Below are 25,831 nucleotides of genomic sequence, written 5' to 3'. Positions count from 1 at the left end.
CCCTCTCCATCACAAGGGCGGGATACCGCCCTTTGTCATCTCAATGCCCTCCTATTTTCCTTGCCATCCGTGAGGTGACTCACAGTTTCCACCAAGCCTTGCCGGGTCAGCCCCGCGGGCCAAGTGCGCCATCGATCACACTAAGTCGGCCCCAATAAGTGCCCTTTCCCCCTCCAACGCACAAAAATCAGCGTTTTCAGCCCAGGCGCGCGGGAATTTCCGCTTCGAATCGGAAAAACGCTGCCTCCTCTGCATGCCCCCGCGGGCTTAGGGTAAAGCCATCCCTTCTGCCAGCCTTGGAGAGCAGACATTGCAAACAGAGACTCATGACCAGAACCTGACTCCGGACAGCCCGGCGTTGCTGCGCAAGACCGACCTGGTCCTGGCACGCATCCACTCCCTGCTCGGCGAGCAGGGCATTCGTCCCAACGAGGTGCAGACACAGATGCTGGCCTCCCACGTCAAGGCCATGGTGTGGCGCTCCCATAGCGGCGAATCCCTGCCGGAGGTCGACCTCAGCCTGTTCGAGGAGATCTCCCCCCTCTCCCTGCGACTGGCCGAACAGGCCGTCGCCTGGCTGGACAAGCTGGCCTATGAAGAGGCTCACCTCTTGTCCGTCCATTTCGAAGTCGCCAAAGAAAACGAACTCAGCTCACTCAAAGGAGATATCTAAATGTCAGCCATCAAACTCGTGATTGGAGATCGTCTCGGCAAGGGTCAGAAAGTGGGGGCCGGGGCAGAAACCGCCGGCGCCAGCGTGACCGTGATCCCTGGCATGGCCGCCGACATGAAGCTCGGTGATGTGATGAACAAGGAGCAGGCGGATCTCGGCATCTCCTTCTGCGGCAGCGGCGGCGCCGGTGCCATCACGGCCCAGACCAAGTACGGCTACAAGTGCCGTTACGGCATGCGCTCCGTCGAGGAGGGTGTCACCGCCATCAATGACGGCTGCGTGGTGCTGGGCTTCGGCTTCATGGACAAGGAAGAGCTGGGCCAGAAGCTGGTCGAAGCCTTCGCCAAGAAGCACGGACGCGTCTGATGAAAGAGAACTTCACCACCCAGGTCATAGTCAACGGCAAGGGGGCGACCCGCCAGCAGGCGTTCGCCGCCGCCCTCAGCCAGGTGCAGCCCAGTCTGCTCAAGGACAACCCGCGCGTGATGCTGCGGATCGAACCGGTCGAGGTGCAGGTGCTCAAGGCCGAAGAGTCGGTCCGGGTGGAGAAGTTCCTGTTCTTCTTCCTGCCGCGCCAGCGCCGCGAGTTCCGCGTCCAGCTGGAGATCACTGTCAAGGTCACCAGCCTGGACGCCGAGCAAGTGACGTTCACCCTGGTGTGACGCCACCCGCTGGCATCCCCTCACAAGAAGGATACCCTGGATGTTTCTAATCATATTTATCAAGTCACTCATCGTCGGCGGCCTGGTGGGCGTCGGGGTGGGGGCTGGCGCGGCACGCATGTTCCACGCGCCAACCGTGCAGGGCATGGGCGCCTTCCGTACCCTGGGCGAGCTCAACTCCTGCGAAGGGGATCCCGCCTCCCACTTCTCGTTCGGCCTCGGCTTCTTCTTCAACGCCTGGGCCTCGACCGTGGCGGCCGGTGCCTTCACCCAGGACGTGGATCACCGCATCATTCCGCACTGGGCCACGGCCGCACTGCTGGTCAAGAACCGGGATCTCGCCACCACCCTGCACGACCCGAAGAAAATGGCCATCGCCGGCGGCATCATAGGTGCCATCGTCGTCGCTTTCCTCAACAGCACGGCCGCCGCTGTACCGGAAGCCCTGCAGGTCACCGCCGTCAAGGTGCTGGTGCCGGCTGCAAACCTCTTGGTCAACACCGTCATGCCGGTCATCTTCTGGCTGGCAGCCATAGAGGCGGGCAAAAAATCCGGCTTCTGGGCCACCATCTTCGGCGGTCTGGCACAGCTCATCATGGGCAACGCGGTACCGGGTCTGGTGCTCGGCATCCTGATCGGCAAGGGGGTGGAAGAGAGCGGCTGGAACCACGTAACTCGCGTGATGATGGCCGCCATAGTGCTGCTGTTCGTGCTGAGCGGATTCTTCCGCGGCTTCGACATGAAACTGATTGAATCCTTCCATATGGGCATTCCCCTGTGGCTGGAGAACGTCCATAACCTGCTTAGCGGCAAATAAGGGGCCACCACATGGATGAGAAACTGAGAAACAACTTCTGGTACGCCGACTGGTCCTTCCCCATCTTCGTCGGCCTGCTCTCGGCCGGCGTCTTTGCCGGGACCCACATGTACTACCTGTACGGGGTCGGCGCCTTCAACGAGGTGGCCTTCGTCGCCATGTTGAAAGCCGGCATGGACACAGGGGCCTACGGCGCTGTGGCGGCCTTCGGGGCCAGCTTCCTGTTTGCCCGCATCATAGAGGGATCCCTGGTGGGGATCCTGGATATCGGCGGCGCCATTCAGACCGGGGTCGGCCTGGGCGTGCCTGCCCTGCTGCTGGGTGCCGGCATCCTCTACCCGGTGGAGAACTTCGGTGCCTCGCTGGCGACCGGCATGACCATAGGGGTCGCCATCGGCGGCATCATCATCCTGGCGCGCAAGTTCACCATCAACCAGAGCAACTCCACCTACGGGGCGGATGTGATGATGGGAGCTGGCAACAGCTCGGGCCGCTTCCTGGGCCCCCTGATCATCCTCTCCGCCATGGGCGCTTCCATCCCCATCGGGCTGGGTTCCCTGCTGGGTGCACTGCTGTTCTACGTGTGGAACAAGCCCATCACAGGCGGCGCCATCCTGGGTGCCATGCTGCTCGGTACCTTCTTCCCGGTCGCCCTGGCTTAATCACAGGCCGTCTCTCGGCGGCATTGAAGAACCTGTTTGCGCTCTGTCGCGAGAGGTCGTCAGCAAGGTGAAGAGCAGCGCAGGAACCGGAGCGTATAGATATACGTGAGGATTCCGAGCAGCACATGAGCCTTGATCACGGCCTCGCAGTAATAGCGCAAGCAGGTTCCAAGAGGGATATCAGCATGTACGACATGATCATCAGAGCGGGACGCCAGGGAAATGGCGAGCTCATCGACATCGCCATCCGGGACGGCAAGATAGCGGCCATCGGCCAGCTGCCGGCAAGGAGCGAGGCGAAGCGAACCCTGGATCTGGCGGGCAGGGTGCATGTGAGTGCGGGCTGGATCGACGGTCACACCCACTGCTACCCCGCCTCCCCCATCTATCACGATGAACCGGACAAGGTGGGCGTCGAGTCCGGCGTCACCACAGTCATAGACGCGGGCAGCACGGGGGCCGACGACGTGGATGCGTTCCAGCGCCTCGCGTCGGGCTGCAAGACCCGGGTGCACGCCCTGCTCAACATCTCCCGCATCGGCCTGCTGCGCCAGAACGAGCTGGCGGACAGCCGGGATCTGGACATGGCACTCGCCTCGGCAGCCATTGCCCGTCACCCCTGCTTTGTCGTCGGCATCAAGGCACGGATGAGCGGCAGCGTGGTGGGTGAGAACGGCCTGCAGCCGCTGCGCATGGCCAAGGCACTGCAGCAGGCCCATGGCCGGCTGCCGCTGATGGTGCACGTGGGCAACACGCCGCCGGATCTGGACGAGATAGTCGCCCTGCTGGGAGAGGGGGATCTGCTGACCCACTGCTTCAACGGCAAGCCCAACCGTATCCTGACCCCGGCCGGCGAGCTGCGGGTCGCGGTGCGCGAGGGAATGAAACGGGGCCTTTTGCTCGACATAGGCCACGGCGGCGCCAGCTTCAGCTTCGAGGTGGCGGAGCTTGCCATCCGCCAGGGGATACTGCCCCACACCATCAGCTCGGACATCTACTGCAAGAACCGCATCAAGGGGCCCGTCTACAGCCTGGCCCACGTGATGTCCAAGTTTCTCGCCATCGGCATGACGCTGGAACAGGTGCTTGCCTGCGTCACCGACCAGGCCGCCGATGCGCTGCGCCTGACCGGCAAGGGACGACTCGAAGTGGGCGCGGATGCCGATCTGACCCTGTTCGAACTGGCCAGCGGCCCGACCCTGTTTATGGATACCGAGGCGCAATCGCGCAGCGGCGACCTGCAACTGCTTCCCCTCGCCGCCCTGGTGGGCGGTGACCTGGTTCTGACTCACTATGGGAAATCACACCATGCCTTCTGTTTATGAGAAATATCAGCTCAAACCCGTGATCAACGCCTCCGGGCGCATGACCATTCTCGGCGTCTCCACCCCCGAGCGGGAGGTGGTCGATGCGGTCAACTTCGGCCTGGGCCACTACTTCGAGGTGAAGGATCTGGTCAACAAGACGGGAGCCTACCTGGCTGGCTTGCTGGATGTGGAAGATGCCGTGGTGGTCTCCTGCGCCAGCGCCGGCATAGCCCAGTCGGTGGCCGCCGTGATAGTGCGTGGCGACCCTTACCGGCTGGAGCAGCTGCATGCCCATCGCCATGACGTGCCGAGCGAAATCGTGCTGCCCAAGGGGCACAACGTCAACTTCGGCGCGCCGGTCGGCACCATGGTCAATCTGGGGGGCGGCAAGGTGGTGGAGGCCGGCTATGCCAACGAGTGTTCCCCCGCCCAGCTGGCTGCCGCCATCAATGCCAACACAGCTGCCATTCTCTACATCAAGTCCCACCACTGCGTGCAGAAGAGCATTCTGTCGGTGGCCGAGGCGGCCGAGGTGGCCAAAGCCCACCAGCTGCCGCTCATCGTCGATGCGGCGGCCGAAGAGGATCTGCGTCTCTATTACAACCAGGGGGCGGATCTGGTCATCTACAGCGGCGCCAAGGCCATCGAAGGCCCCACCAGCGGGTTGGTGCTCGGCAAACGCCAGTATGTGGAGTGGGTCAAGCAGCAGGCCAACGGCATAGGCCGCGCCATGAAGGTGGGCAAGGAAGGGATCCTTGGCCTGACCCACGCCATCGAGCGCTATCTGGAAAAAGAGAAGGAGAGCGGTGCCGCCATGGTGGCCAAGATGAGCCCCTTCATCGAGCACCTCAACCAGTTGCCAGGCGTCAGCGCGAAAGTGGTGTGGGACAGCGCGGGGCGCGACATAGCCCGCACCGACATCGCCTTCGACCATGCCAGCATCGGCATGACGACTGTGCAGGTCGTCACCCGCCTGCAGCAGGGCACGCCTGCCATCTACTGCCGTGGCTACAAGGCCAACGAGGGGCATATCGAGATCGACGTGCGCAGCGTCACCGCCCCCCAGCTCGACCAGATCCATGCCGCCATTGCCAACCTAGTACAGGAGAATCGTTGATGTCCTTAACTCCCAACTACTACCGTGACCGTGTCTGCCTCAATGTGCTGGCAGGTTCCAAAGATAATGCCGTCGCGGTATACGACGCAGCTGAAGGCCATGTGCTGGTCGGCGTGCTCTCCAAAAACTATCCGGATGTGCCCTCTGCGGTCGCCGATATGAAGGAGTACTCGGCCCTTATCGACAACGCCCTCTCCATCGGGCTGGGGGCGGGCGATCCACGCCAGTCCGCCATGGTGGCCGAACTGGCTCGCCAGCTGCAGCCCCAGCACGTCAATCAGGTGTTCACCGGGGTCGGTGCCAGCCGGGCACTGCTGGGCCAGCCAGAGACACTGGTCAATGGCCTTATCTCCCCCACCGGCACGCCGGGGATGGTGAAGATATCCACCGGGCCCCTCAGTGCCGGGCAGCCGGACGGGATTGTGCCTATCGACACCGCCATCGCCCTGCTCAAGGACATGGGCGGCAGCTCGGTCAAGTTCTTCCCCATGGGCGGTCTCACCTGCCGTGACGAGTATCAGGCGGTCGCCGAAGCCTGCGCCCGTCACGGCTTCTGGCTGGAGCCCACAGGTGGCATAGATCTGGAGAACTTCGAGGAGATAGTCCGCATCGCACTGGACGCCGGTGTCGAGAAGGTGATCCCCCACGTCTACAGTTCCATCATCGACAGCGAGAGCGGCCAGACCCGCCCCGAGGATGTGCGCACCCTGCTCGCCACTGTGAAACGACTGTTGGCGTGACGAAAGATGGCACCGGTCCGATCACTGGCCGGTGCCTGGCTTGTTAATGAGTCGCTTGTTAACATCGACCCTTTATTTCGCGACAGGAGTCCCGCCCCCCCTCATGACCAAGCTGCCCCACCCCAGACTCCATCAGCTGCTGACCCAGCTCCATGCCGAACCGCTGCCGCAGGAGGAGCTGGCTCGCCGCCTCAATGTCTCCACCCGCACGGTGCGCACCGACGTGGCGACCCTCAATGAGCTGATCGCCACCCACGGCGCCCACCTGATCCACCAGCGCGGCAGCGGCTACCAGCTCAAGATTTACAATCAGGGGCTGTTTGACGAGTTGCTGGCGGCCCAGGAGCAGGAGAGCAGCCTGCCCCGAACCAGCCGCGAGCGGGTGCTGCACCTGCAGATCCTGCTGCTGACGGCGGAACAGGGGATCAAGCTCGACGAGCTGGCGGATACCTGGTATCTGAGCCGGGCGGCGCTGCAGGGAGACATGGCGGAGGTGCGGGAGCGACTCGCCCACTTCGGCTTGCTCATCGACAGCAAGCCACGGCTGGGCATGCGCATCCAGGGGAGCGAGACGGCGATCCGGGCCTGTCTCACCCAGTTGCTCTATCAGGAGCTGATCCACAACAACCAGTTGCAGAGCCTGCTGCCCAACCTTTGCCCCAGCAAGACGCTGGAGGTAGTGGGCAATCACATCCATGCCCAGCTCGGCCATCACCAGCTGCGCCTCGCCGACGAGAGCCTGCAGCAACTCGCCATCTACTGCGCCGTCGCCCTGCTGCGCCAGGCGGCCGGCCACGAGCTGCGCCAGTTTGCCAGCGACGACATCACCCAGACTCTGGCCGCCGTGGCCCGCGACATCTACGCCGAGCTGCCGACCCTGACACCGCCGGGAGCGGAGGAGATCGCCTGCCTCGCCATCCAGATCCAGGCCCGCCTCACCGCCGACACGCCCAGGCTCAGCCCGGCCATGGCCGCCGAGAGCGAGCAGCTGGTCGAGCATCTACTCGCCTACATCCAGCAGCACTACCCCTATGATCTGCGCGGCGATCTGCAGTTGCGGGCGGATCTGCAGACCCACATCAGCGCCATGCTGCTGCGGGTCAAATACCAGATTGGCAGCCACAATCCGCTGGCGGATCACATCAAGCAGTACTATCCCCTCGCCTACGACATCACGCTGGCGGCCATCTCTGAGTGGATCAGGCAGACTCCCTACCGGCTGACCCATCACGAGATAGGTTATCTGGTGATCCATATCGGAGTCGGGCTGGAGCGCCACTATGACATCGGCTATACCCGTCGCCCCCAGGCGCTGCTGCTGTGCGACGCCGGCAACGCCACCTTCCGGGTACTGGAGGCACGCATCAAACGGGAATATCCCCAGCTCCAGCTAACGACGCTGGAGTCGGTACGGGACTACGAGGGATTGGCGCGGATCGAGCAAGACTTCGTCATCAGCACCGTCAAGGTGGCCGAGAAGAACGCGCCCGTGGTGCAGGTCGCCCCCTTCCCGACCCAGTATCAGCTGGAGCAGCTCGGCAAGCTGGTGCTGATCGACCGCACCCGCCCCTACCTGCTCGACAAATACTTCGATGCCGACCACTTCATGGTGGTGAGTGAGCCACTCAGCCAGAGCCAGTTGTTTGCCAGGATCTGCGATCAGCTGGAGGCCGAAGATCGGGTGGAGAGCGGATTCAGAAGCTCGTTGCACGAGCGGGAGCGCATCGTCTCCACCCTGCTGGGGGAAGGCATAGCCCTGCCCCACTCCCTCGGCCTGCTGGCGCGGCGCACCCTGGTCTATACAGTGCTGGCCCCCCAGGGGATCGACTGGGGCAATGGCGAGATGGCCACCCTCATCTTCGTGCTGGCCATCAGCAAGGCGGACTACGAAGAGGCGATGGGGCTCTACGACCTGTTTCTGGCGCTGATGAACGAAAAAGCCAGCAAGAATTTGCTGGCTTGTCGGGATTTTGCCAGCTTCAAGAGGCTGGCGCGCACCGGTTCCTGAACCAGGGCGGGGAGTGAGTCACTCCTCGTTGAAGCCGGAGGTGAACAGCGCCACCACGGCAGCCAGCGCCTCCACTTCTTCGGGGCCCTCCACCTGCACTTCCACCTGCTTGCCCTGGGCGGAGTCCAGCATCAGCAGGCCGATCACGCTGTCCGCATCGGCCTCTATGCCATCCTCGTTGCGCAGCAGCACGTGGGCGTCGAAACCCTGCACCAGTTCGAACAGCATCATGGCCGGTCTGGCATGCATACCCAGTTTGTTTTTGACTTCCACCGAGGCTGAGACGGTCATCTGATCTCCCTATTGGTCCATCAATATTGCGGCGCACTCTTGTCGAGGGTGCGGTGGCGGATCTGGACGTTCTTGCCCTGCAGCCGGAATGCGCTGGCCAGCTGTTCTGCGATGAACACGGATCTGTGCTGACCACCGGTGCAACCTATCCCCACAGTCACATAACTGCGATTGTTGCGCTCCAGATGCGGCAGCCAGGTCGCCAGCATGTTCTCAATCTGCAGGATGAACTGCATCACGTCCGGCTGGCTGGAGAGATAGCGGGCCACAGGCTCGTCCTTGCCGGTAAAGGGCTTGAGTTCGGGGATCCAGTGCGGATTGGGCAGGAAGCGGGCATCGAACACGAAGTCGGCGTCCTTGGGGATGCCGTACTTGAAGCCGAACGACTCGAACACCAGCACCAGCTCGTTCTCTTTCTTGCCGAGCACCCGGGTCTTGATGAGCTCGCTCAGGTCGTGAATGCTGAGGTTGGTGGTGTCGATGCGCAGGTCGGCGGTCGAGGAGAGCGGTGCCAGCAGGTGGGTCTCCTCCCGGATCGCCTCATCCAGCGACAGCTGTTTGCGCGACAGGGGATGCAACCGGCGACTCTCGCCGTAACGCTTGAGCAGGGTGGAGTTTTCCGCATCGAAGAAGAAGCTGGAAAATTCGACCCGGCCCTCGTTGCGCACCTGGGCCAGCAGGGTTTCCAGCTTGTCCGGGCTCACCGGCAGGTTGCGCACGTCTATGCTGACCGCCAGCTTGTCATACTGGCTCTCGACCGACACGATCAACTGGGGCAGCAGGTTGACCGGCAGGTTATCCACGCAGTAATAACCGAGATCCTCCAGCACACGCAGGGCAACTGTCTTGCCCGAGCCGGAGCGCCCACTTACCACTATTAATTGCATCTTGTTCCCTCACCGCTTGGGGTCATGACGGGGCCTGCATATCAGGCCGAGGTCATGATCTGATAGAGATCTTCATCGCTGGTTGCCTGGCGCAACTGGCGGCAAACCGCCTTGTCACCCAGTTTGGATGCCATCAGGGAAAGGGTCTTGAGGTGCTGCTTGCACTCGCTTTCCGGCACCAGCAGGGCAAAGAGCAGGTCAACCGGTTGATTGTCGATGGCGTCGAAGGGGATTGGCTCTGCGAAGGTCATCAGGATGGCGGTCGGCGGAAACTCGTCACCGATCCGGCCGTGGGGAATGGCGATACCGGCACCGATACCGGTACTGCCCATCTTTTCTCGGGCCAGCAGGCACTCGAATAACGCCTGACGAGAGGTCCCAAGGCGCTCAGCGGCTAATTCACTGATGATCTCAAGGGCGCGTTTCTTGCTGGTACAAGGGACCGCACTTTTGGTGCAGTCCCGACTCAGTATGTGTTCAAGTTGCATAGTTATTTTTGATTTAACTTATCTTTGTGCTTGATGATCTGCCGATCCAGCTTGTCCAGCAGGGTATCAATCGCAGCATACATGTCGGCATGCTGTGAATTGGCGAACACCTCGCCACCACTGACATGCAGCTTGGCTTCGGCGATCTGGTTCAGTTTTTCTACGCTCAACACCACATGAACATTGTTGATGTGGTCAAAGTGACGCTCGAGTTTGGCAAATTTGTTGTTCACATAATCACGCAGAGCTTCGGTGATCTCGACATGGTGTCCGGTCAGGTTAATTTGCATAACGTCTTCCTTTTGTTTTGCCTAAACCAGGCGTTTGCGCTGATTGGATGGCGGGATCAACAAGGATTCACGGTACTTTGCGATCGTGCGTCTCGCCACCATAATACCCTGTTCGGCCAGCAAATCCGCGATCTTGCTATCACTTAGCGGCTTGGCGGGATTCTCTGCCGTCACCAGCTTCTTGATCAGCGCGCGAATTGCGGTCGATGAGCACTCTCCTCCTCCTTCGGTATTCACATGACTGGAGAAAAAAAACTTCAGTTCGAAGATGCCGCGGGGCGTATGCATGTATTTCTGGGTCGTTACCCGGGAAATGGTCGACTCATGCATCTCCACCGCTTCGGCGATGTCGTTGAGCACCATGGGTTTCATGGCCTCTTCACCATACTCGAAAAAGCCCTGTTGCTGCTCGACAATGCAGCTGGCCACCTTGAGCAGGGTGTCATTGCGACTCTCCAGGCTCTTGATGAACCACTTGGCCTCTTGCAGATGGGAACGGATGAACTGGGTGTCCTGGCTGGTGCGCGCCTGGCGTGCCATGGCGGCATAGGTCTCGTTGACCCGGATGCGCGGCGCGGAATCGGGATTGAGCTCGACCACCCATTTGGTGCCCTTCTTGACCACGGTCACATCCGGGATCACGTACTGGGAGTCGCTCTGTATGATGCCATTGCCCGGTCTGGGCTCCAGCTGCTGGATGAGATCCAGCACCTCCTTGAGGTCGCTCTCCTTGAGCCGGGTCTTGCGCGCCAGGGTGCGATAATCGCGATTGCCGAGCAAGTCCATGTGCTCGTTGATCACCTCTCTGGCCTCGGTGAGCCAGGGCAGTTCGGGGGCGTATTGACCGAGCTGGATCAACAGACATTCCTGTACCGAACGGGCGGCGATGCCGACCGGATCGAAATGCTGCACTCGCTTGAGCACGGCCTCGACCTCGTCGAGTTCCACCTCGACATCCTCGCTGCTCACCGCCGCCTGTATATCTTCGAGGGAGACGGTCAGATAACCGGAATCGTCGATGGCATCTATGATGGCGAGGGCAATGGCGGCATCCAGATCGCTGAACGGCGTGAGTCGCATCTGCCACAGCAGATAGTCCTGCAGATTCTCGGTGGTTTCGCCCTGATAGACGCTGTCTTCCCCATCGTGGATGGGGCCTGCGCTCTGGGCCGTGCCGGCCGAGTAGACATCCTCCCAGGTGGTATCCACCGGCAACTCGTCCGGCATCTGATCCTGGGCCATGGCATCGCTGGAGTCGAGCTGACTGGCGTCGACCGGCTCTTCCGGGCTGGTCTCCTGCACCTCATTCTCCTCTTGCTCCAGCAAGGGGTTGTTATCGAGCGCTTGCTGAATTTCCTGCTGGAGTTCCAGGGTGGAGAGCTGGAGCAGACGAATCGCTTGTTGTAATTGCGGCGTCATGGTCAGGGACTGACCGAGACGCAACTGTAATGTCGGCTTCATCTACGTCGGGATATCCTTATGTTCAGCGAGGCAGTCGTCACAGGAAATGAAGAGATGCCCCCTTACTATAGACTGAATTGATCGCCCAAATAGACGCGCTTGACCTGTTCATCGGCCAGTATCTCGGCCGGTGCACCTTCGGCAATCATCTTGCCGTGGCTGACGATATAAGCCTTCTCGCATACATCCAGAGTCTCTCTGACGTTGTGGTCGGTGATCAAGACGCCCAGGCCTCTATCTTTCAGATGCTGGATGATCTTCTTGATGTCTATCACAGAAATGGGGTCGACCCCGGCAAACGGCTCATCCAGCAGGATAAAACGCGGCTCGGCCGCCAGCGCGCGGGCGATCTCGACCCGGCGTCGTTCCCCCCCGGACAGACTCTGACCCAGGTTGTCGCGAATGTGGGTGATATTGAACTCTTCCAGCAGCTGTTCGACCTTGTCTTCCCGCTCTTCGCGGCTCAGCCCCTTGCGGGTCTGCATGACCCCCATCAGGTTGTCGAACACCGACAGGCGGCGGAAGATGGAGGCCTCCTGCGGCAGATAGCCGATGCCGTTGCGGGCTCGGATATGCATGGGCTGCAGGCTGATGTCCTGATCGTCTATGGTGATGAGACCGGCATCGCTCTGCACCAGTCCCACTATCATGTAGAAGGAGGTGGTCTTGCCGGCTCCATTCGGACCTAGCAATCCGACAATCTGGCCGGTACCCACTTCCAGGCTCACATCGCTGACCACCATGCGGCGCTTGTAACTTTTTTGCAGGCCGACTGCTTTCAACACTGCCATGGCTTATTTTCCCTGCTTCTTCTGATCGGCGGGCTTGTCGAAGTTCTCTACCTGATCCGGCAGGAACACCGTCTTGACGCGCTGGGTCGGGCCCTTGCTCTCGGCGATCATCTTCTGTTTGACGATGTCGTAGCGGATCAGATCGCCGTTGACCTGGCTGTCTTCCTGCTTGAGCTGGCCGTTGCCGGTGATGGTCACCAGGCGGTTCTTCAGCTCGTAGCGGATGCTGTTGCCGTGGGCATTGACCGGCTTGCCGTTGTCCAGGATCTGGAAGAAGGTGGCGGGATTGCCATAGGCCGTCATCACCTCGGCCCCTTTCTCGCCGGAGCGGATCACCACTACCTTGTCGGCCTTAATCTTGATGGTGCCCTGAGTGATGATGACATCATCACTGAAGGTGATGCGGTTGTCCTGCATCTCGGCCACCTGTTTGACCGCATCCACGTAGACCTTCTCGGCAAAGTCGGACTCTTTGGCGCTCACGGTGCCGCACAGCAGCAAGGCCGCGAGGGCCAGATTAACGTTTTTCATTGAAATAGATGGCATGGCCCTGGTCCAGTAATTCAAAATATTTGCGTTCCAGATGACCCTTCAGGCCAACGCCCTCGGTCTGGAAATCCTTACCCACTATGCTGACTTGCTGATTGCTTCTCACGTTCTGGGTCACCAGATCCAGCTCCATATAGGGGGTATCCAGCGTGGAGATGAAGGAGGTGGGCAGCAGGCCGTCCAGATGTACCTTGTCCCGCAGGATCACGTTGTCATCCGTGTTGAGCACGCCGGTATCGGCCGTGACTTTCCACTCGGCCTCGCCCTGCTTGTCGAACATGTAGACCACCGGCTTGTTGAAGGTGGCCTGTTCGAGAAGCTGGTAATACTCCGCATACTCTGACTCCAGCCGCTCGGTGCGCCGCCCATCGGCGTCAAAGCGGGTGGTGACCAGATTCTTGGCGGTGAAGTCCGGCTGATAGTTCTCGACCTTGGTGGTCGGCTCCGGTACCAGCTCTATGTCGCCGAGCTGCCAGGCGGCCAGCGCCACCAGAAACAGCAGGGCGAACAGCAGCGTCTGTCTGCTCATACCGAGGCCTCTGGCTGATAGTCACCCAGCCCTTGTGCCTGCAGTATCAGGTCGCACACCTCGCGCACAGCACCCAGCCCACCGGCCAGTCGGGTCACCATGTCGGCCCGGGCCAGCACCAGTGGGTGGGCATCGGCCACGGCGATGCCGAGGCCACAGGCCTGCATCACCGGCAGATCTATGGTGTCATCACCCATGTAGGCGGCCTGCTCCGGCGTCAGCCCCAGCTTGGCCAGCAGTGCCTCGAAGTGGGGCAGCTTCTGATCCGCCCCCTGCACCAGATGCTGCACACCCAGGCTCTTCATCCGATCGCTGACGATGCGGGAGTTGCGCCCCGTGATGATGGCAATCTCGATACCTGCGTTGAGCAAGGCCCGCATGCCGGCGCCGTCGCGGGTACAGAAAGTCTTCAGCTCTTCGCCATCATTGCCCATATAGATGAGGCCGTTGGAGAGAACGCCATCCACATCGCACACCAGCAGGCGGATCTGCGCCGCCCTGTCATACTGGTTGCGCGTCACCGGACCGTAGAGGGTCGGTACGTTTTGCATCAAATTACTCCGGCTTTCAGCAGGTCGTGCATGTTGAAGGCACCGAGCGGGCGCTTGTCCTCATCCACTACCAGTAATCCGTTGATCTTTCTGGTTTCCATCAATTTGACGGCTTCTGCTGCCATCATCTCGGGTCCTACGGTAACACAGTTGGCCGTCATCACCTTGGCGATCGGGGTGTGATGGATATCCACCTGCAGATCCAGGATGCGGCGCAAGTCACCATCGGTAAAGAGCCCGGCCAGCCGGCCATCGGCGTCGACGACCGCCGTCATCCCCAGCCCCTTGCGACTCACTTCCAGCAGCGCCTGGCTGATGGTGGCATCTATCCCCACCCGGGGCAACAGCTCGCCGCTGTGCATCAGGTCACCGACCCGCAGCAGCAACCGCTTGCCCAGCGACCCGCCCGGGTGAGAAAGGGCGAAGTCATCGGCGGTGAAACCGCGTGCTTCCAGCAGGGCAACCGCCAGTGCATCCCCCATCACCAGAGTGGCCGTGGTGCTGGAGGTGGGCGCCAGCCCGAGTGGGCACGCCTCCTTCTCGACCCGCACGCACAGGTGCACGTTCGCTTCCTTGGCCATGGTGGAGGCGGGGTTGCCCGTCATGCAGATCAACTGGATGCCACGGCGCTTGAGCACCGGCAGCAGGGCCAGGATCTCGTCACTCTCGCCCGAGTTGGAGATGGCGATGATGAGATCGCCGCTGGAGATCATCCCCAGATCCCCGTGACTGGCTTCGCCAGGGTGCAGGAAGAAGGCGGGGGTGCCGGTGCTGGCCAGGGTGGCAGCAATCTTGCTCCCGACATGACCTGACTTGCCCATGCCGGTGACCACTATCTTGCCACTGCAGCGCAGCACCAGGTTGCATGCCTGATCGAAGGCATCATTCAGGTACTGATAGAGTCCATCAATCGCTTGTTTTTCAATGTCCAGCACGGTACGGGCGCTGCGACGAAAATCGAACAGTTCAGACACTTTTTCAGGCTTTACAGACATAAAGGCACAGCTCCGGGCCGAAATTTGCTGCGGGATTATAAAAAAGTCTGTCGAGATAAGCGAATCGGATACTTCTCGGTCCTAAAAGTAGAGACAATTGGTTACACAAAACTGTCGCGCTTTTGGGCAGGCGGGCTGTTCAATAGTTGTTCCTTGCTGTTGCTTAGACCTAGACTAGCCCATAAAATTCGCTCTTCATTTACACCGGATGGACAATTGTTTGAACAATGACCTGATCACCATCTCCGATCTGACCTTCAGTCACGGAGATCGGCTGTTATACGACGGGATCAACCTGACCATTCCCCGTGGCAAGGTCACTGCGGTCATGGGCCCCAGCGGCATAGGCAAGACCACCTTGCTGCGGCTGATCGGTGGCCAGCTCAAGCCTGAGTCCGGTCATATCCTGTTTGACGGGGAAGATATCCCCACCCTCTCCCGCTCCCGCCTGTACGAGGTGCGCAAGCGGATGAGCATGCTGTTCCAGAGCGGCGCCCTGTTTACCGGCATGACGGTCTACGACAACGTGGCCTTCCCGCTGCGGGAGCACTCAGGCCTGCCGGAGGAGCTGATCCACACCATCGTCATGATGAAGTTGCAGGCGGTCGGTCTGCGTGGCGCAGCGAAACTGATGCCGTCCGAACTCTCCGGCGGCATGGCCCGCCGCGCGGCGCTGGCCAGATCCATAGCGCTGGATCCGGACCTCATCATGTATGACGAGCCGTTCGTCGGCCAGGACCCCATCACGATGGCGGTGCTGGTCAAGCTGATCAAGGAGCTGAACGGTGCCCTCGGCATCACCTCCGTCATCGTCACCCACGACGTGAAAGAGGTGCTGAGCATAGCCGACTACGCCTATATCATCGCCAACCGCAAGGTGGTGGCACACGGCACGCCGGATCAGCTGCGCGAGGAGCATAATCCCGAAGTCGAGCAGTTCCTGAAAGGATTGCCCGACGGTCCTGTTCCGTTCCATTTTCCGGCAGGCGACCTGCTACAGGATCTGTGATGTTGATAAGCCAAGTAAGCAAGCTGGGCCGGGTCGGAGTGCGTTTCATCAGCTCCATCGGCCGAGCCACCATAATGCTGTTTCATGCGCTGGCGGGCAAACCCGAGCCGCGCAAGCACTTCCCCCTGCTGCTTCAGCAGCTGTACGTGGTGGGCGTGCAGTCCGTTGCCATCATACTGGTGTCCGGCCTGTTCATCGGCATGGTGCTCTCGTTGCAGGGTTACAACGTATTGAAGGACTTCGGCGCCGAGCAGAGCCTGGGCCCGCTGGTCTCCCTCTCCCTGTTGCGGGAACTGGGTCCGGTCGTGACGGCGCTGCTGTTTGCCGGCCGCGCCGGTTCGGCCCTCACCGCCGAAATCGGCCTGATGAAAGCCACAGAACAGCTCTCCAGCCTGGAGATGATGGCGGTAGACCCGCTGCGCCGGGTAGTGGCTCCCCGCTTCTGGGCCGGGGTCATCAGCATGCCGCTGCTGGCCTTCATGTTCAGCCTGATCGGTATCTTCGGCGGCAAGCTGGTCGGTGTGGACTGGCTGGGGGTGGACGAAGGGGGCTTCTGGTCCGCCATGCAGGCCTCAGTCGACTGGCAGGATGACATCATGCAAGGGGCGATCAAGAGTGTGATCTTCGCACTGGTTGTCACCTGGATTGCGCTCTTTAACGGTTATGATGCCAAGCCGACCTCGGCCGGGATCAGTCAGGCCACGACCCGTACCGTGGTCCACTCCTCCCTGGCCGTGCTCGGCCTGGATTTTATACTCACCGCAGTCATGTTTGGATAAGGTAAAGATGAAGTTCAGCAAAGTAGAATTCCTGGTTGGCGCCTTCATGCTGGCCGGCATCGGTGCCATTCTGGCGTTGGCACTGCAAGTGGCAGGTTTGAGTTTCAAACCGGAAGGAGAAACCTATACCCTGCGCGCCCATTTCGATAATATCGGCGGCCTGAAAGTACGTTCACCGGTCAAGGTCGGTGGCGTCGTCGTCGGCCGGGTCAGCGACATCACCCTGGATGCCAAGAGCCAGGTGCCAGTCGTATCCCTGCAAATGCAGAAGAGTGCCGGCGAGTTTTCCGAAACCAGCACCCTCTCCATCCTGACCTCGGGGCTGCTCGGTGAGCAGTACATAGGCCTGATGCCAGGTTTCACCGATGAGGAGATGGGCACCAGCATGCTCAAGGATGGCGACATGATTGAAGACACCAAATCCGCCATTGTGCTGGAAGACCTGATTGGCAAGTTCCTCTACAGCCAGTCTTCCGACACCAAGTCAGACAGCAAGTAAGGAGTAACCATGTTCAAGAAGATCGCCCTGCTGCTGGGCCTGATGACCAGCATGCTGTTTTCCCTGGTCGCTCACGCCACCGATGCCACCGATCCCTATGCCCTGGTGGACGAAGCGGCCAAGCAGACCTTTGCCCGCCTGAAGGCGGACAAGTCCCAGGTGAAGAGCAACCCGGATCACCTGCGGGTCATCATACGTGAAGAGCTGCTGCCCTATGTGGACAACCGCTTCGCCGCCTACAAGGTGCTCGGCAACCAGATCAAGCAGACCACCCCGGCCCAGCGTGACGCCTTCGTCGAGGTATTCACCGAATACATGGTGAGCTCCTACGCCGATGCGCTGGCGCACTTCGACAAGCAGACCGTCAAGGTCGAGCCGGGCAAGGCGCCGGGTGACAGCAACATCACAGCCGTCAACGTCAGCGTGAAAGAGACCGGCAAACCGGACATCTTCCTCGAGTTCAAGCTGCGCAAGAACAACAAGACCGGCGAATGGAAAGCCTTCGACATGGTCGCCGAAGGGATCAGCCTGCTCTCTGCCAAGCAGAACGAGCTGGGTGGCCTCATTCGCCAGAACGGCATAGATGCGGTGATCGCCCAGCTGCGCGCCCACAATGCCAAGCCGCTGGTCATCAAGTCATGAGACTGAGCGGCGAGCTGCAGGCACCCCAGGTCGTTGAGCTGTGGCAACGCCGCGCCGACTGGTGGCAGGAAGATCGGCTCGAACTGGGCGAGGTCACCACCCTGGACTCCGCCGGGCTGGCCCTGCTGGTCAAATGGGCCAAAGCCGCATTGGCACGAGGCGCCACACCGCAACTGGTGGGCGCCTCCACTGATTTTTATACCCTGGCCAACCTGTACGGGGTGGCCGGGCTGTTTCAGTCAACCCCGCTCACAACTGAGGACGCATAATGCAAGTCTCTGAAATTGAAGCGATACTCCTCGAAGCTCTGCCATTGTCCGAAGTCCATGTCAAAGGGGATGGTAGTCACTATCAAGTGATCGCCGTCGGTGACATGTTTGACGGTATGAGCCGGGTCAAGAAGCAGCAGGCCATCTATGCCCCGCTGATGGACAAGATCGCCAGCAACGCCATTCACGCACTCTCCATCAAGGCTTTTACCGATGCCGAGTGGAAGCGCGAACGTAAATTCCTACTGCCCTCCTGATTTGGTATCTAAGTAAATGGACAAATTTAAAATTGATGGTCGTTGTACTCTCAACGGCGAAGTGACCATCTCTGGCGCCAAAAACGCCGCCCTGCCTATCCTGTTCGCCACCCTGCTGTGTGATGAAGAGATCCACCTCTCCAACGTACCGCGCCTGAAAGACGTGGGTACCACCATCAAGCTGCTGGAGATGCTGGGTGCCACCACCAAGGTCAACGGCAACGTGACAGTGCTGACCGGTGCGGTGAACAACCACGTCGCCCCCTACGAGCTGGTGAAGACAATGCGCGCCTCCATCCTGGCGCTGGGCCCGCTGGCCGCCCGTTTCGGTGCTGCCGACGTCTCCCTGCCCGGCGGCTGCGCCATCGGTGCCCGTCCGGTCAACTTGCACGTCCACGGCCTGGAGCTGATGGGTGCCAAGATCACCATCGAGGATGGCTACATCAAGGCCCGCGTCGACGGCCGTCTGAAAGGTGCCCACATCCTGATGGACATGGTTTCCGTCACAGGTACCGAGAACCTGATGATGGCCGCTACCCTGGCTGACGGGCGCACCGTGATCGAAAACGCCGCGCGCGAGCCGGAAGTGGTCGATCTGGCCCACTTCCTCAATGCGCTGGGTGCCAAGATCCAGGGCGCGGGCACCGACACCCTGACCATAGACGGTGTCGAACGTCTGCACGGGGGCAGCTACAGCGTGCAACCTGACCGCATCGAAACCGGTACCTTCTTGGTGGGTGCTGCGGTTACCGGCGGCAAGATCACCTGCCGCAAGACGGATCCCTCCCTGCTGGAAGCCGTGCTGGTCAAGCTGGAAGAGGCGGGGGCACTGATCGAGAAGGGCGCTGACTGGATCAGCCTCGACATGACGGGTCGTACCCTCAAGCCGGTCACCATCAAGACGGCCCCTTACCCGGCCTTCCCGACCGACATGCAGGCACAGTTCACCGTGCTGAACGCCGTCGCCAAGGGCACAGGCATGGTCACAGAGACCATCTTCGAGAATCGCTTCATGCACGTACCTGAACTGGTGCGGATGGGCGCAGATATCGAACTGCAGGGCAATGTGGCCATCTGCCGTGACACAGAGCAACTCAAGGGTGCCCAGGTGATGGCAACCGATCTGCGCGCCTCCGCCAGTCTGGTGCTGGCCGGCTTCGTGGCCGAAGGCTCCACCATAGTCGACCGCATCTATCACATCGACCGTGGCTACGAAGACATAGAGCACAAGCTGCAGGCCCTGGGTGGCCGCATCGAGCGCATCAAGGGCTGATTTTCCCTGATCGCAGGCTGATAAAAAGGCCCCCTCGCGTTGGCGAGGGGGCCTTTTTCATGGCATCGATTTCGTGGGAGCGGGGATCAGTGACCCGCCAGCTTCATATTTTCGACCAGCACAGAGCCTGTCTTGAGGCTGGAGCGCTCATCTTCGTCGCTGCCCACCGCCACTATATGACTGAACATCTCGCTCAGATTGCCGGCTATGGTGATCTCTTCGACCGGGTAGGCTATTTCGCCATTCTCGACCCAGAAGCCGGCGGCGCCACGGGAGTAGTCGCCATTGACGATGTTGACCCCCTGCCCCATCAGCTCGGTCACCAGCAGGCCTGTGCCCAACTCTTTGAGCATCTCCTGGAAATTCTGACCCGTGCTGGAAACCTGCCAGTTGTGGATGCCACCGGCATGACCCGTAGTGGTCAACCCCAGCTTGCGGGCCGAGTAGGAGGTGAGCAGCCAGCTCATCAGCTCGCCGTTGCGCACTATTTCCATGTCACGGGTACGCACCCCTTCCCCATCGAACGGCGTGCTGGCCAGCCCGCCCAGCAGGTGGGGGAACTCCTGAATGGTGAGCCACTCGGGCAGGATCTGCTTGCCCAGCTTGTCCAGCAGGAAGCTCGACTTGCGATAGAGGTTACCACCGCTGATGGCCATCACCAGATGGCCCCACAGGCCGGCAGCCGTGTCGGGGTGAAACAGCACGGGAGCGTGGCGGGTGGAGATCTTGCGGGCGCCGAGGCGGGAGACGGTGCGTTCCACCGCCTCGTCGGCGATGCGCTGCGGGCTCCAGAGCCCGGCCAGATCGCGGCTGGAGGAGTAGCCATAATCCCGTTGCATGTCGCCATCCTGCTCACCGATCAGCACACAGCTCAGGGAGTTGCGTGACGCCGCATAGCCTTTGACGAAGCCGTGGCTGTTGCCATAGACCTTGATGCCGAGGTGGCTGGAGAAACCTGCCCCGTCGGAATGCTTGATGCGGGCGTCGCGACCCAGCGCCAGTCGCTCGCACTCGATGGCCAGCTCGATGCCGCGCTGGGGATCCAGTTCGATTTGGTGGCACAGTTGCAGATCGGGGGCATCCCAGGCCAGCAGGTCCGCATCAGCCAGACCGGCACAGTCATCGGGCGAGGTATGGCGAGCTATCTCCATGGCCGCTTCAACGGCGGCGCGGATGGCCGACTTGCCCAGATCGGTAGTCGAGGAGGATCCCTTGCAGCCATCGCGATAAACGGCGATGCCAAGGGCACCATCCTTGTTGAATTCGATACTTTCCAGTTCACAACCGCGGGTGTTCACCGACAACCCGGTCTGCTTGCTGATGGAGACTTCGGCCAGCGAGGCACCCAGTCCCTTGGCTATCTCCAGTGCCTCGGCAACGACGGTCTCGAGATGGGCTTGATCCTGGCGAATTTGGTCTTGCTGATCCATAACTCACATCTGTATGAAGGAAGGAAAGGGGGCTAAGCATATCAGACCCCTGCGCCCAGCGGGAGAAGCTGGTAACATATCCACCAACGTGAACGACAGGAATCAAGAGACCGATGAGTCAATATCAAGACGACAACGAGTTGGAAGACTGGGGCCCCAGCAAGACCCAGCTCAAGCGCGATGCGGAAGTGCTGCAGAAGCTGGGCGCGGAGATAGTCTCCCTGAGCCACAGCGAGCTGGAAAAAATCCCGTTGGATGAAGAGCTTGCAGATGCTGTCGAGCTGGGCCGCAAACTCAAGCCCAAGAAGGATGAGTCCTTCCGTCGCCATTTGCAGTTCATCGGCCGTCTGATGCGCAGCCGTGATATAGAACCGATTGAAGAAGCGCTCTCCATCATCAAGAACCGCCACTCCACAGTGAATGCCCGCCTGCATCGTCTGGAACAGTGGCGCGAGCGCCTGATCACCGAAGGTGACAGCGCCTTGAACGAGCTGATGTCCCAGTTTCATGAGCTGGACCGCCAGAAGCTGCGTCAGCTGATCCGTTCCGCCAACAAGGAACGGGAACTGAACAAGCCGCCGGTCGCCTATCGCGAAATGTACCAGTACCTGCGCGGTGAAATCGAAAACCTGCTGTAAGTGATGACTCACGCCCCATGGCGAGCAGCAATCGACACAGCGTAAAACGGGGCCATATTGGCCCCGTTTCTTATGCTGCTCTGCGCGCTAGTTGCCAGCGAGGCACTGGGTATGGGTACCGGGCTGCAGATAAGGCATCAGCAGTGGCGCCATCCCCTTGAGCACCTGCACCGGCAAGGCCGAGGTGAAGCGGAACTTGTCAGACTGGCTGCCCGGCACATAGGCGGTCAGGGTACCGAAGTGATCCTCCCCCAGATAGAAGACGAAGGTCGCGGTCCGGTTGCGAGCCAGCGAGCTGGTCACATTGCCATAACGACCGACCGTTTCGATCCGGTTGTCACCCGTGCCCGTCTTGCCCCCCATCGGCAGGACAGTGCCATCCGGCAGGGCAAAGGCGCCGGCTATGCGTCTGGCGGTTCCCCCTTCCACCACCTTCGACAGCGCATTGCGCAACGCGGTGGCCACCTCGGCCGGCAGCACCCGGGTGCCTTCGGTATGAAGCGGTTCAAACGCTGTCTCGAACGGCGTGCCCTTGGCGAACGAGAGGTGCTCGATACGCAAGGTCGGCGCACGAATGCCACCGTTCTGGATGATCCCCATCAGCTCGGCCAGTGCTGCGGGTCTGTCCCCCGAGCTGCCCAGAGCCGTCGCCAGCGAGGGGACCAGGTGATCGAACGGGTAGCCCAGTCTGGCCCAGCGTTGGTGAATGTCGAGGAAGGCCTCGACCTCCAGCATGGTGCGGATACGGCTGTCCCTGGCACTGCGGTGACGGGTCTTGAACAACCAGCTATACACCTCTTGGCGCTCATCACGACTGGCTTCGACCGCATCGGCAAAGGTCGCCTTGTCAAACTCCTTGAGGTAGGAGAGCAGCCACAGCTCCAGCGGGTGAACCCGGGCTATGTAGCCCTGATCCGGCAGCGAATACTTGCCGGGACCATAGCTGGTATAGAGCTGCTCTATCCGCCGGTCGCTCAGCTTGTCACGCGGCAGTCGCTTGGCCAGGAAGGCGGCAAAGGTCTCCTGCGAGGCATCCGGCATCAGATAGCGATGCACGGCTGCGAGCCGTACGGCGCTGGGCTTGAGACCATCCAGGAAGGTGTCGAGCTGCTCATCTGCAGTCTTGCCGCGATACTTGCGCCAGAAGCGCAGCAGATAGGTCTGGCCCTCTTTATCGGCGAACTTGGCCAGATACTCGGTACGGCGCGGATCCTTGTCATCCTTGAGCAGCTGGGCACGGTTGCCCTCCCGATACAGGCTGTAGCGCACTATATCGCGCATCAACCGCACGAACGGCAGGTTGATGGACTCGCGCAGCGCGTCGCGGATCGCCGGAATGCGACCGTTATCCTCACGACGGAAGTTGTTGAAGGTATGCATGCCACCACCGGTGAAGAAACCTTCGCTCGGGCTGGCGGAATACTTGCGATCCAGCGCAGCCTCCAGCATAGGCGGCAGGCTCTTGTCCTTGGCCGTCATCAGATAGGAGACAGCCCAGCGGCTGATGTTGTCCTGCTCCGACACCTCTATCTTGCGCAGACTCTCCGCAGACATGTCCGCATAGCTGTCGTGCAGCTCGGACACTATCTCCAGATAGGTGGTCAGTACCCGCAACTTGGCGGTGGAGCCCAGCTCCAGCTTGCTGCCCTCGTTGATATCGAACGGCTGATCCGTGTTGTCAGTCTGCACCCGCACTTTGAAGCCTTCCGGCGACTTCTCGAACAGGGTAAAGCTGTATTTCACGTCCCCCGTCTTCTCCGGCGAGAGCAGGCGCTCACCAAACAGCCCTACCTGGGCTGCGATGGCGGGATCTGCCAGCTGCTGCAGGTAGCGGGAAATCTCGTTTTGCAGCGGCATGTTGAGGCTGGTGTCAGCGGTCAGATCCATCCGGTCCAGATCATACAACTGCACCCCGAGCTGGCGACTGAGACGGGTACGCGCGACCTGCAAACCCTTGTTGTTGTTGACCTTGGTCATCGCAGGGGACTGCAGGAAGTCGCGGAAACCTATCTTGGCCTTGAGAGCAGCCTCCATCAATGGCGGCGTGATCATTCCCTCCTGCACGAACAGGCGCAGATAGCTGTCGGTCAGGGTCGCCAGTGCATCGCGCCCCTGTGCCAGATAGTAGGAGGGGCGACGGTGGGCAATCATCAACGAGACTACCTGACGCAAGGCGAGCCCTTGTTCTGCAAGCGGTGCATCCTGATTGCGGGCCGGATCCAGCAGACGATTGACCTCGTCCACGTTGGCACCAAACCAGACCCAGAGGCCATCACCCAAGCCATGCACCTCGCCATAACCCGGGGCCGCGGAGAGCGGAACCGAGTTGAGGTAGGCCCAGGCTACCAGCTTGCGCGCCTCCAGCGTCTTGGGGCCCAGGCGATAGGCGCGCACGCTGGCCGAGGCCATCTGACGGATCTTCTCGGTGGGAGAGAGCGTCAGACCGTCCGGTGAGTGACGATACTTTTCGACCTGAGTCGCCAGTGTGCTGCCGCCGGCGGACTGATCCTGCATATCCAGCGCCTTGCCGACCTGGGACATGGCCGCCTTGGCAAAACGGGGCCAATCCACCGCCGGGTTCGCCAGCGGTTGTTCGTTGCTCAGCAGATCACGGTTCTCGATGAACAGCAGCGACTGTATGACCAGCGGCGGGATGGAGGCAAAATCCGGGTAATAGTGGGTCGGATACTTGAACTGATAAAAGGGCTCGGCCCGGCAGTCATGCAGCGTCAGCCCGGCCTGCACCTTCTCGGTATAGGGAACGAAGAAGCCACGACTGGCATAGTCATAGAGCGCATCGGAAAAATGCACCTGCTCGCTGACCTGATAACCCCGTTGCAGCAAGCGCTCTTGCATCATGGGCAGCAGCACGTAACCGAGCCGCTTGTCGAAGGGGCCATCATCGGGGAAGGCTATCTGTTTGCTGGGGCCCGGCTCGACCTGATAGGTCAGCTTGGCAGCATAGCGGGAGATCTCCTGCGACTGCAGCCTGGATGTCTGCATCTCATAGCCAACCAGGGCGATCACGGCAGCCAGGCACAGCAAAAAGAGAAAACAGAACAACCAGCGCCACCAGGGACGACGTTTGCGCGTGTATTTGCCGTCCGCGCGTGGGACGGATGAATCCTGAGATGCCACTTTGTTCAAATCCGTCTGTTCTGATGCGCCCATATCAGCCCCACCATGGTTGCGCAATTTATTGTGTTTCACTCAAGCTTAGTCTTTTCAAGTCAATGGCTTGAAAACTATTGACCGCTTTGTAGTGATGGTAACAGGGCGATTATAAAAAGGGGAGCCGATTGTTGCAGCGCGCGAAGAGATCCGAGCTGATGGCGGAAAACAAAACACCGGCCAAAAGCCGGTGTTTTCAGGTAGCAGCTAGGCTGGACTACTTGCTGGAGCTCATGGCCTTGAGCTTGGAGCTCAGATCTTTACGCTCTTTGGACAGCTCGGCATTCTTGATGATGTGATCGTCGACGCGCTCTTCATAGTCGGTACGCATGTTGGCGATGATGGCCTGAACCTCATCTATGCTCATACCCGGCTTGATGTAGTCGCTCAGGTTGTCGAGCAGCAGTACCCGCTTCTGGTTATCACGGATCTTCTTCTCGTTGTCGGCGATCTCGCGCTTGAGTTTGTTCTGGCGACGGGACATACGCACATATTCCAGTACATCGCTGAAGGTGGACTTGTTTACTTGTTCCATATCGATACCACTGACTTAAGGTTGATAAAAGCAGGCCAAGTTACGCCCGTACCAGAGAGAAAAAAGGAGAGGGTACAGGCAAACTCAAGATGCCCTTTACTCTACCGAGTTATGAAGCAGATACAACCCTAATTGCAGGCTTGGCGCCGTGTTTCGGCAGCAAAGAGTCGAGTGGAGAACCAAATAGACAGGCCACCATGAGGTAGCAATTATCACATCAGCAAACAAGGGAGCAAAGGGCCTTGCTGGTTGAGCTGAGGCGATATGAAACAGCTGGCTATGGGGTAATAAGAAACAAAATATAACCAAAATTGCGCAAAATGGCTGCTGACATGCCAATTTAAAGCAATAAAAAAGCCCGCTCAGATGAGCGGGCTTTCAATGTTGGGTGCCTGGCAGTGTCCTACTCTCGCATGGCGAATGCCACACTACCATCGGCGCTACCGCGTTTCACTTCTGAGTTCGGCATGGGATCAGGTGGTTCCACGGCGCTATGGCCGCCAGGCAAATT

30 protein-coding genes and 1 rRNA gene are annotated in these 25,831 nt (G+C 60.3%); 17 read left to right on the top strand and 14 right to left on the bottom strand.

Going from position 1 to position 25,831, the window contains the following annotated elements; translation table 11 throughout:
- The first annotated feature begins 310 nt into the window (after positions 1–310).
- The 9 genes from AACQ95_RS19630 to AACQ95_RS19590 all read left to right on the top strand — a co-directional run bounded on the left by AACQ95_RS19630 (position 311) and on the right by AACQ95_RS19590 (position 7,986).
- Positions 311–673 carry a transcriptional regulator gene (locus tag AACQ95_RS19630; RefSeq protein WP_241279501.1) on the top strand — a complete coding sequence of 121 codons (363 nt, stop codon included), beginning with the start codon at positions 311–313 and terminating at the stop codon, positions 671–673.
- Entirely contained in the window at positions 674–1,039 is a 366-nt protein-coding gene (locus AACQ95_RS19625) for a glycine-rich SFCGS family protein (protein WP_042039079.1), read from the top strand.
- Positions 1,039–1,335, top strand: a complete 297-nt coding sequence (locus AACQ95_RS19620; protein ID WP_103472048.1) for a DUF4312 family protein — start codon at positions 1,039–1,041, stop codon at positions 1,333–1,335. The genes AACQ95_RS19625 and AACQ95_RS19620 overlap by 1 nt, the downstream gene beginning before the upstream one ends.
- Before the next feature lie 40 nt (positions 1,336–1,375).
- Positions 1,376–2,152 carry a DUF4311 domain-containing protein gene (locus tag AACQ95_RS19615; protein WP_043554311.1) on the top strand — a complete coding sequence of 259 codons (777 nt, stop codon included), beginning with the start codon at positions 1,376–1,378 and terminating at the stop codon, positions 2,150–2,152.
- A gap of 11 nt (positions 2,153–2,163) precedes the next feature.
- Positions 2,164–2,814 carry a DUF4310 family protein gene (locus AACQ95_RS19610; protein ID WP_098981841.1) on the top strand — a complete coding sequence of 217 codons (651 nt, stop codon included), beginning with the start codon at positions 2,164–2,166 and terminating at the stop codon, positions 2,812–2,814.
- Between the two features lie 185 nt (positions 2,815–2,999).
- A complete protein-coding gene (locus AACQ95_RS19605) occupies positions 3,000–4,139 on the top strand; it encodes an amidohydrolase/deacetylase family metallohydrolase (RefSeq protein WP_241279499.1) in 1,140 nt (379 codons plus the stop codon).
- Positions 4,123–5,238, top strand: a complete 1,116-nt coding sequence (locus AACQ95_RS19600; RefSeq protein WP_241279497.1) for a DgaE family pyridoxal phosphate-dependent ammonia lyase — start codon at positions 4,123–4,125, stop codon at positions 5,236–5,238. Before AACQ95_RS19605 ends, AACQ95_RS19600 begins: the two co-directional genes overlap by 17 nt.
- On the top strand, positions 5,238–5,978 hold the full coding sequence (gene dagF, locus AACQ95_RS19595) for a 2-dehydro-3-deoxy-phosphogluconate aldolase (RefSeq protein ID WP_241279495.1): 741 nt from the start codon (positions 5,238–5,240) through the stop codon (positions 5,976–5,978). The genes AACQ95_RS19600 and dagF overlap by 1 nt, the downstream gene beginning before the upstream one ends.
- Positions 5,979–6,081: 103 nt before the next feature.
- On the top strand, positions 6,082–7,986 hold the full coding sequence (locus AACQ95_RS19590) for a BglG family transcription antiterminator (RefSeq protein ID WP_241279493.1): 1,905 nt from the start codon (positions 6,082–6,084) through the stop codon (positions 7,984–7,986).
- 18 nt (positions 7,987–8,004) lie between these two features.
- Here the strand turns inward: AACQ95_RS19590 and npr are convergent, their stop codons facing one another.
- The 10 genes from npr to AACQ95_RS19540 form a co-directional block, all read right to left on the bottom strand.
- Entirely contained in the window at positions 8,005–8,277 is a 273-nt protein-coding gene (gene npr / locus AACQ95_RS19585; protein ID WP_005314403.1) for a PTS phosphocarrier protein NPr, read from the bottom strand.
- A 20-nt stretch (positions 8,278–8,297) separates the two neighbouring features.
- The gene (gene rapZ / locus AACQ95_RS19580) at positions 8,298–9,164 is read right to left on the bottom strand and encodes an RNase adapter RapZ (RefSeq protein WP_103472043.1); all 867 of its coding nucleotides are present in this window, start codon (positions 9,162–9,164) and stop codon (positions 8,298–8,300) included.
- A 41-nt stretch (positions 9,165–9,205) separates the two neighbouring features.
- The gene (gene ptsN / locus AACQ95_RS19575) at positions 9,206–9,652 is read right to left on the bottom strand and encodes a PTS IIA-like nitrogen regulatory protein PtsN (RefSeq protein WP_042867845.1); all 447 of its coding nucleotides are present in this window, start codon (positions 9,650–9,652) and stop codon (positions 9,206–9,208) included.
- A 2-nt stretch (positions 9,653–9,654) separates the two neighbouring features.
- Positions 9,655–9,942, bottom strand: a complete 288-nt coding sequence (gene hpf / locus AACQ95_RS19570; RefSeq protein ID WP_005305957.1) for a ribosome hibernation promoting factor — start codon at positions 9,940–9,942, stop codon at positions 9,655–9,657.
- A gap of 21 nt (positions 9,943–9,963) precedes the next feature.
- Positions 9,964–11,403 (bottom strand): RNA polymerase factor sigma-54, encoded by a 1,440-nt coding sequence (locus AACQ95_RS19565; protein ID WP_043140004.1) that lies wholly within the window; start codon positions 11,401–11,403, stop codon positions 9,964–9,966.
- 65 nt (positions 11,404–11,468) lie between these two features.
- Entirely contained in the window at positions 11,469–12,194 is a 726-nt protein-coding gene (gene lptB / locus AACQ95_RS19560) for an LPS export ABC transporter ATP-binding protein (protein WP_042867841.1), read from the bottom strand.
- 3 nt (positions 12,195–12,197) lie between these two features.
- On the bottom strand, positions 12,198–12,725 hold the full coding sequence (gene lptA / locus AACQ95_RS19555) for a lipopolysaccharide transport periplasmic protein LptA (protein ID WP_042867839.1): 528 nt from the start codon (positions 12,723–12,725) through the stop codon (positions 12,198–12,200).
- On the bottom strand, positions 12,712–13,272 hold the full coding sequence (gene lptC / locus AACQ95_RS19550; RefSeq protein ID WP_043140007.1) for an LPS export ABC transporter periplasmic protein LptC: 561 nt from the start codon (positions 13,270–13,272) through the stop codon (positions 12,712–12,714). Before lptC ends, lptA begins: the two co-directional genes overlap by 14 nt.
- Complete coding sequence (gene kdsC / locus AACQ95_RS19545; protein ID WP_043140009.1) at positions 13,269–13,823, bottom strand: 3-deoxy-manno-octulosonate-8-phosphatase KdsC; 555 nt, start codon at positions 13,821–13,823, stop codon at positions 13,269–13,271. Before kdsC ends, lptC begins: the two co-directional genes overlap by 4 nt.
- On the bottom strand, positions 13,823–14,818 hold the full coding sequence (locus AACQ95_RS19540) for a KpsF/GutQ family sugar-phosphate isomerase (protein WP_043140012.1): 996 nt from the start codon (positions 14,816–14,818) through the stop codon (positions 13,823–13,825). The genes kdsC and AACQ95_RS19540 overlap by 1 nt, the downstream gene beginning before the upstream one ends.
- Before the next feature lie 208 nt (positions 14,819–15,026).
- On the opposite strand from AACQ95_RS19540, the gene mlaF reads away from it, so the two are divergent.
- The 7 genes from mlaF to murA are packed head-to-tail and all read left to right on the top strand — an operon-like array spanning position 15,027 to position 19,546.
- The gene (mlaF, locus tag AACQ95_RS19535) at positions 15,027–15,827 is read left to right on the top strand and encodes a phospholipid ABC transporter ATP-binding protein MlaF (RefSeq protein WP_043140015.1); all 801 of its coding nucleotides are present in this window, start codon (positions 15,027–15,029) and stop codon (positions 15,825–15,827) included.
- Positions 15,827–16,606 (top strand): lipid asymmetry maintenance ABC transporter permease subunit MlaE, encoded by a 780-nt coding sequence (mlaE, locus tag AACQ95_RS19530; RefSeq protein WP_042868353.1) that lies wholly within the window; start codon positions 15,827–15,829, stop codon positions 16,604–16,606. Before mlaF ends, mlaE begins: the two co-directional genes overlap by 1 nt.
- Before the next feature lie 7 nt (positions 16,607–16,613).
- The gene (gene mlaD, locus AACQ95_RS19525) at positions 16,614–17,105 is read left to right on the top strand and encodes an outer membrane lipid asymmetry maintenance protein MlaD (protein WP_045525748.1); all 492 of its coding nucleotides are present in this window, start codon (positions 16,614–16,616) and stop codon (positions 17,103–17,105) included.
- A gap of 9 nt (positions 17,106–17,114) precedes the next feature.
- Positions 17,115–17,747, top strand: coding sequence for a phospholipid-binding protein MlaC (mlaC, locus tag AACQ95_RS19520; protein WP_042868357.1), 633 nt, complete (start codon positions 17,115–17,117; stop codon positions 17,745–17,747).
- On the top strand, positions 17,744–18,016 hold the full coding sequence (locus AACQ95_RS19515; protein ID WP_042868359.1) for an STAS domain-containing protein: 273 nt from the start codon (positions 17,744–17,746) through the stop codon (positions 18,014–18,016). Before mlaC ends, AACQ95_RS19515 begins: the two co-directional genes overlap by 4 nt.
- Positions 18,016–18,273 carry a BolA family iron metabolism protein IbaG gene (gene ibaG / locus AACQ95_RS19510; RefSeq protein WP_005306001.1) on the top strand — a complete coding sequence of 86 codons (258 nt, stop codon included), beginning with the start codon at positions 18,016–18,018 and terminating at the stop codon, positions 18,271–18,273. The genes AACQ95_RS19515 and ibaG overlap by 1 nt, the downstream gene beginning before the upstream one ends.
- 16 nt (positions 18,274–18,289) lie before the next feature.
- Entirely contained in the window at positions 18,290–19,546 is a 1,257-nt protein-coding gene (murA, locus tag AACQ95_RS19505) for a UDP-N-acetylglucosamine 1-carboxyvinyltransferase (RefSeq protein ID WP_042868361.1), read from the top strand.
- Positions 19,547–19,632: 86 nt separating this feature from the next.
- Here murA and pmbA read toward each other — a convergent pair whose 3' ends face one another.
- Entirely contained in the window at positions 19,633–20,976 is a 1,344-nt protein-coding gene (gene pmbA, locus AACQ95_RS19500) for a metalloprotease PmbA (RefSeq protein ID WP_241279491.1), read from the bottom strand.
- 113 nt (positions 20,977–21,089) lie between these two features.
- Between pmbA and yjgA the strand changes: the two genes are divergently transcribed.
- Positions 21,090–21,614, top strand: coding sequence for a ribosome biogenesis factor YjgA (yjgA, locus tag AACQ95_RS19495; RefSeq protein WP_042868365.1), 525 nt, complete (start codon positions 21,090–21,092; stop codon positions 21,612–21,614).
- 87 nt (positions 21,615–21,701) lie between these two features.
- Here yjgA and AACQ95_RS19490 read toward each other — a convergent pair whose 3' ends face one another.
- The 3 genes from AACQ95_RS19490 to rrf form a co-directional block, all read right to left on the bottom strand.
- Positions 21,702–24,785, bottom strand: a complete 3,084-nt coding sequence (locus tag AACQ95_RS19490) for a transglycosylase domain-containing protein (RefSeq protein ID WP_241279489.1) — start codon at positions 24,783–24,785, stop codon at positions 21,702–21,704.
- Positions 24,786–25,002: 217 nt separating this feature from the next.
- The gene (gene tmaR, locus AACQ95_RS19485) at positions 25,003–25,320 is read right to left on the bottom strand and encodes a PTS system regulator TmaR (RefSeq protein ID WP_042868369.1); all 318 of its coding nucleotides are present in this window, start codon (positions 25,318–25,320) and stop codon (positions 25,003–25,005) included.
- A 390-nt stretch (positions 25,321–25,710) separates the two neighbouring features.
- Positions 25,711–25,825: ribosomal RNA gene (gene rrf / locus AACQ95_RS19480) — 5S ribosomal RNA — on the bottom strand.
- Between the last annotated feature and the right edge of the window lie 6 nt (positions 25,826–25,831).

This window comes from Aeromonas sp. MR19 (assembly GCF_963899305.1).
GTDB classification, from domain to species: domain Bacteria; phylum Pseudomonadota; class Gammaproteobacteria; order Enterobacterales; family Aeromonadaceae; genus Aeromonas; species Aeromonas bestiarum.
The sequence above is the reverse complement of the archived record's forward strand: the minus strand, read 5'-3'. Positions and strand labels throughout refer to the sequence as shown.

Excerpts from the sequence above, each read along its gene's own strand:
- mlaF (WP_043140015.1), top strand. The coding sequence starts at position 15,027 with ATGGACAATTGTTTGAACAATGACCTGATCACCATCTCCGATCTGACC.
- kdsC (WP_043140009.1), bottom strand. The coding sequence starts at position 13,823 with ATGCAAAACGTACCGACCCTCTACGGTCCGGTGACGCGCAACCAGTAT.
- mlaC (WP_042868357.1), top strand. The coding sequence starts at position 17,115 with ATGTTCAAGAAGATCGCCCTGCTGCTGGGCCTGATGACCAGCATGCTG.
- rapZ (WP_103472043.1), bottom strand. The coding sequence starts at position 9,164 with ATGCAATTAATAGTGGTAAGTGGGCGCTCCGGCTCGGGCAAGACAGTT.
- AACQ95_RS19490 (WP_241279489.1), bottom strand. The coding sequence starts at position 24,785 with ATGGGCGCATCAGAACAGACGGATTTGAACAAAGTGGCATCTCAGGAT.
- AACQ95_RS19605 (WP_241279499.1), top strand. The coding sequence starts at position 3,000 with ATGTACGACATGATCATCAGAGCGGGACGCCAGGGAAATGGCGAGCTC.
- ptsN (WP_042867845.1), bottom strand. The coding sequence starts at position 9,652 with ATGCAACTTGAACACATACTGAGTCGGGACTGCACCAAAAGTGCGGTC.
- mlaE (WP_042868353.1), top strand. The coding sequence starts at position 15,827 with ATGTTGATAAGCCAAGTAAGCAAGCTGGGCCGGGTCGGAGTGCGTTTC.
- AACQ95_RS19600 (WP_241279497.1), top strand. The coding sequence starts at position 4,123 with ATGCCTTCTGTTTATGAGAAATATCAGCTCAAACCCGTGATCAACGCC.
- hpf (WP_005305957.1), bottom strand. The coding sequence starts at position 9,942 with ATGCAAATTAACCTGACCGGACACCATGTCGAGATCACCGAAGCTCTG.
- dagF (WP_241279495.1), top strand. The coding sequence starts at position 5,238 with ATGTCCTTAACTCCCAACTACTACCGTGACCGTGTCTGCCTCAATGTG.
- AACQ95_RS19610 (WP_098981841.1), top strand. The coding sequence starts at position 2,164 with ATGGATGAGAAACTGAGAAACAACTTCTGGTACGCCGACTGGTCCTTC.
- AACQ95_RS19625 (WP_042039079.1), top strand. The coding sequence starts at position 674 with ATGTCAGCCATCAAACTCGTGATTGGAGATCGTCTCGGCAAGGGTCAG.
- lptA (WP_042867839.1), bottom strand. The coding sequence starts at position 12,725 with ATGAAAAACGTTAATCTGGCCCTCGCGGCCTTGCTGCTGTGCGGCACC.
- npr (WP_005314403.1), bottom strand. The coding sequence starts at position 8,277 with ATGACCGTCTCAGCCTCGGTGGAAGTCAAAAACAAACTGGGTATGCAT.
- lptC (WP_043140007.1), bottom strand. The coding sequence starts at position 13,272 with ATGAGCAGACAGACGCTGCTGTTCGCCCTGCTGTTTCTGGTGGCGCTG.
- AACQ95_RS19590 (WP_241279493.1), top strand. The coding sequence starts at position 6,082 with ATGACCAAGCTGCCCCACCCCAGACTCCATCAGCTGCTGACCCAGCTC.
- tmaR (WP_042868369.1), bottom strand. The coding sequence starts at position 25,320 with ATGGAACAAGTAAACAAGTCCACCTTCAGCGATGTACTGGAATATGTG.
- ibaG (WP_005306001.1), top strand. The coding sequence starts at position 18,016 with ATGCAAGTCTCTGAAATTGAAGCGATACTCCTCGAAGCTCTGCCATTG.
- AACQ95_RS19620 (WP_103472048.1), top strand. The coding sequence starts at position 1,039 with ATGAAAGAGAACTTCACCACCCAGGTCATAGTCAACGGCAAGGGGGCG.
- AACQ95_RS19615 (WP_043554311.1), top strand. The coding sequence starts at position 1,376 with ATGTTTCTAATCATATTTATCAAGTCACTCATCGTCGGCGGCCTGGTG.
- mlaD (WP_045525748.1), top strand. The coding sequence starts at position 16,614 with ATGAAGTTCAGCAAAGTAGAATTCCTGGTTGGCGCCTTCATGCTGGCC.
- AACQ95_RS19540 (WP_043140012.1), bottom strand. The coding sequence starts at position 14,818 with ATGTCTGTAAAGCCTGAAAAAGTGTCTGAACTGTTCGATTTTCGTCGC.
- lptB (WP_042867841.1), bottom strand. The coding sequence starts at position 12,194 with ATGGCAGTGTTGAAAGCAGTCGGCCTGCAAAAAAGTTACAAGCGCCGC.
- murA (WP_042868361.1), top strand. The coding sequence starts at position 18,290 with ATGGACAAATTTAAAATTGATGGTCGTTGTACTCTCAACGGCGAAGTG.
- pmbA (WP_241279491.1), bottom strand. The coding sequence starts at position 20,976 with ATGGATCAGCAAGACCAAATTCGCCAGGATCAAGCCCATCTCGAGACC.
- AACQ95_RS19515 (WP_042868359.1), top strand. The coding sequence starts at position 17,744 with ATGAGACTGAGCGGCGAGCTGCAGGCACCCCAGGTCGTTGAGCTGTGG.
- AACQ95_RS19565 (WP_043140004.1), bottom strand. The coding sequence starts at position 11,403 with ATGAAGCCGACATTACAGTTGCGTCTCGGTCAGTCCCTGACCATGACG.
- yjgA (WP_042868365.1), top strand. The coding sequence starts at position 21,090 with ATGAGTCAATATCAAGACGACAACGAGTTGGAAGACTGGGGCCCCAGC.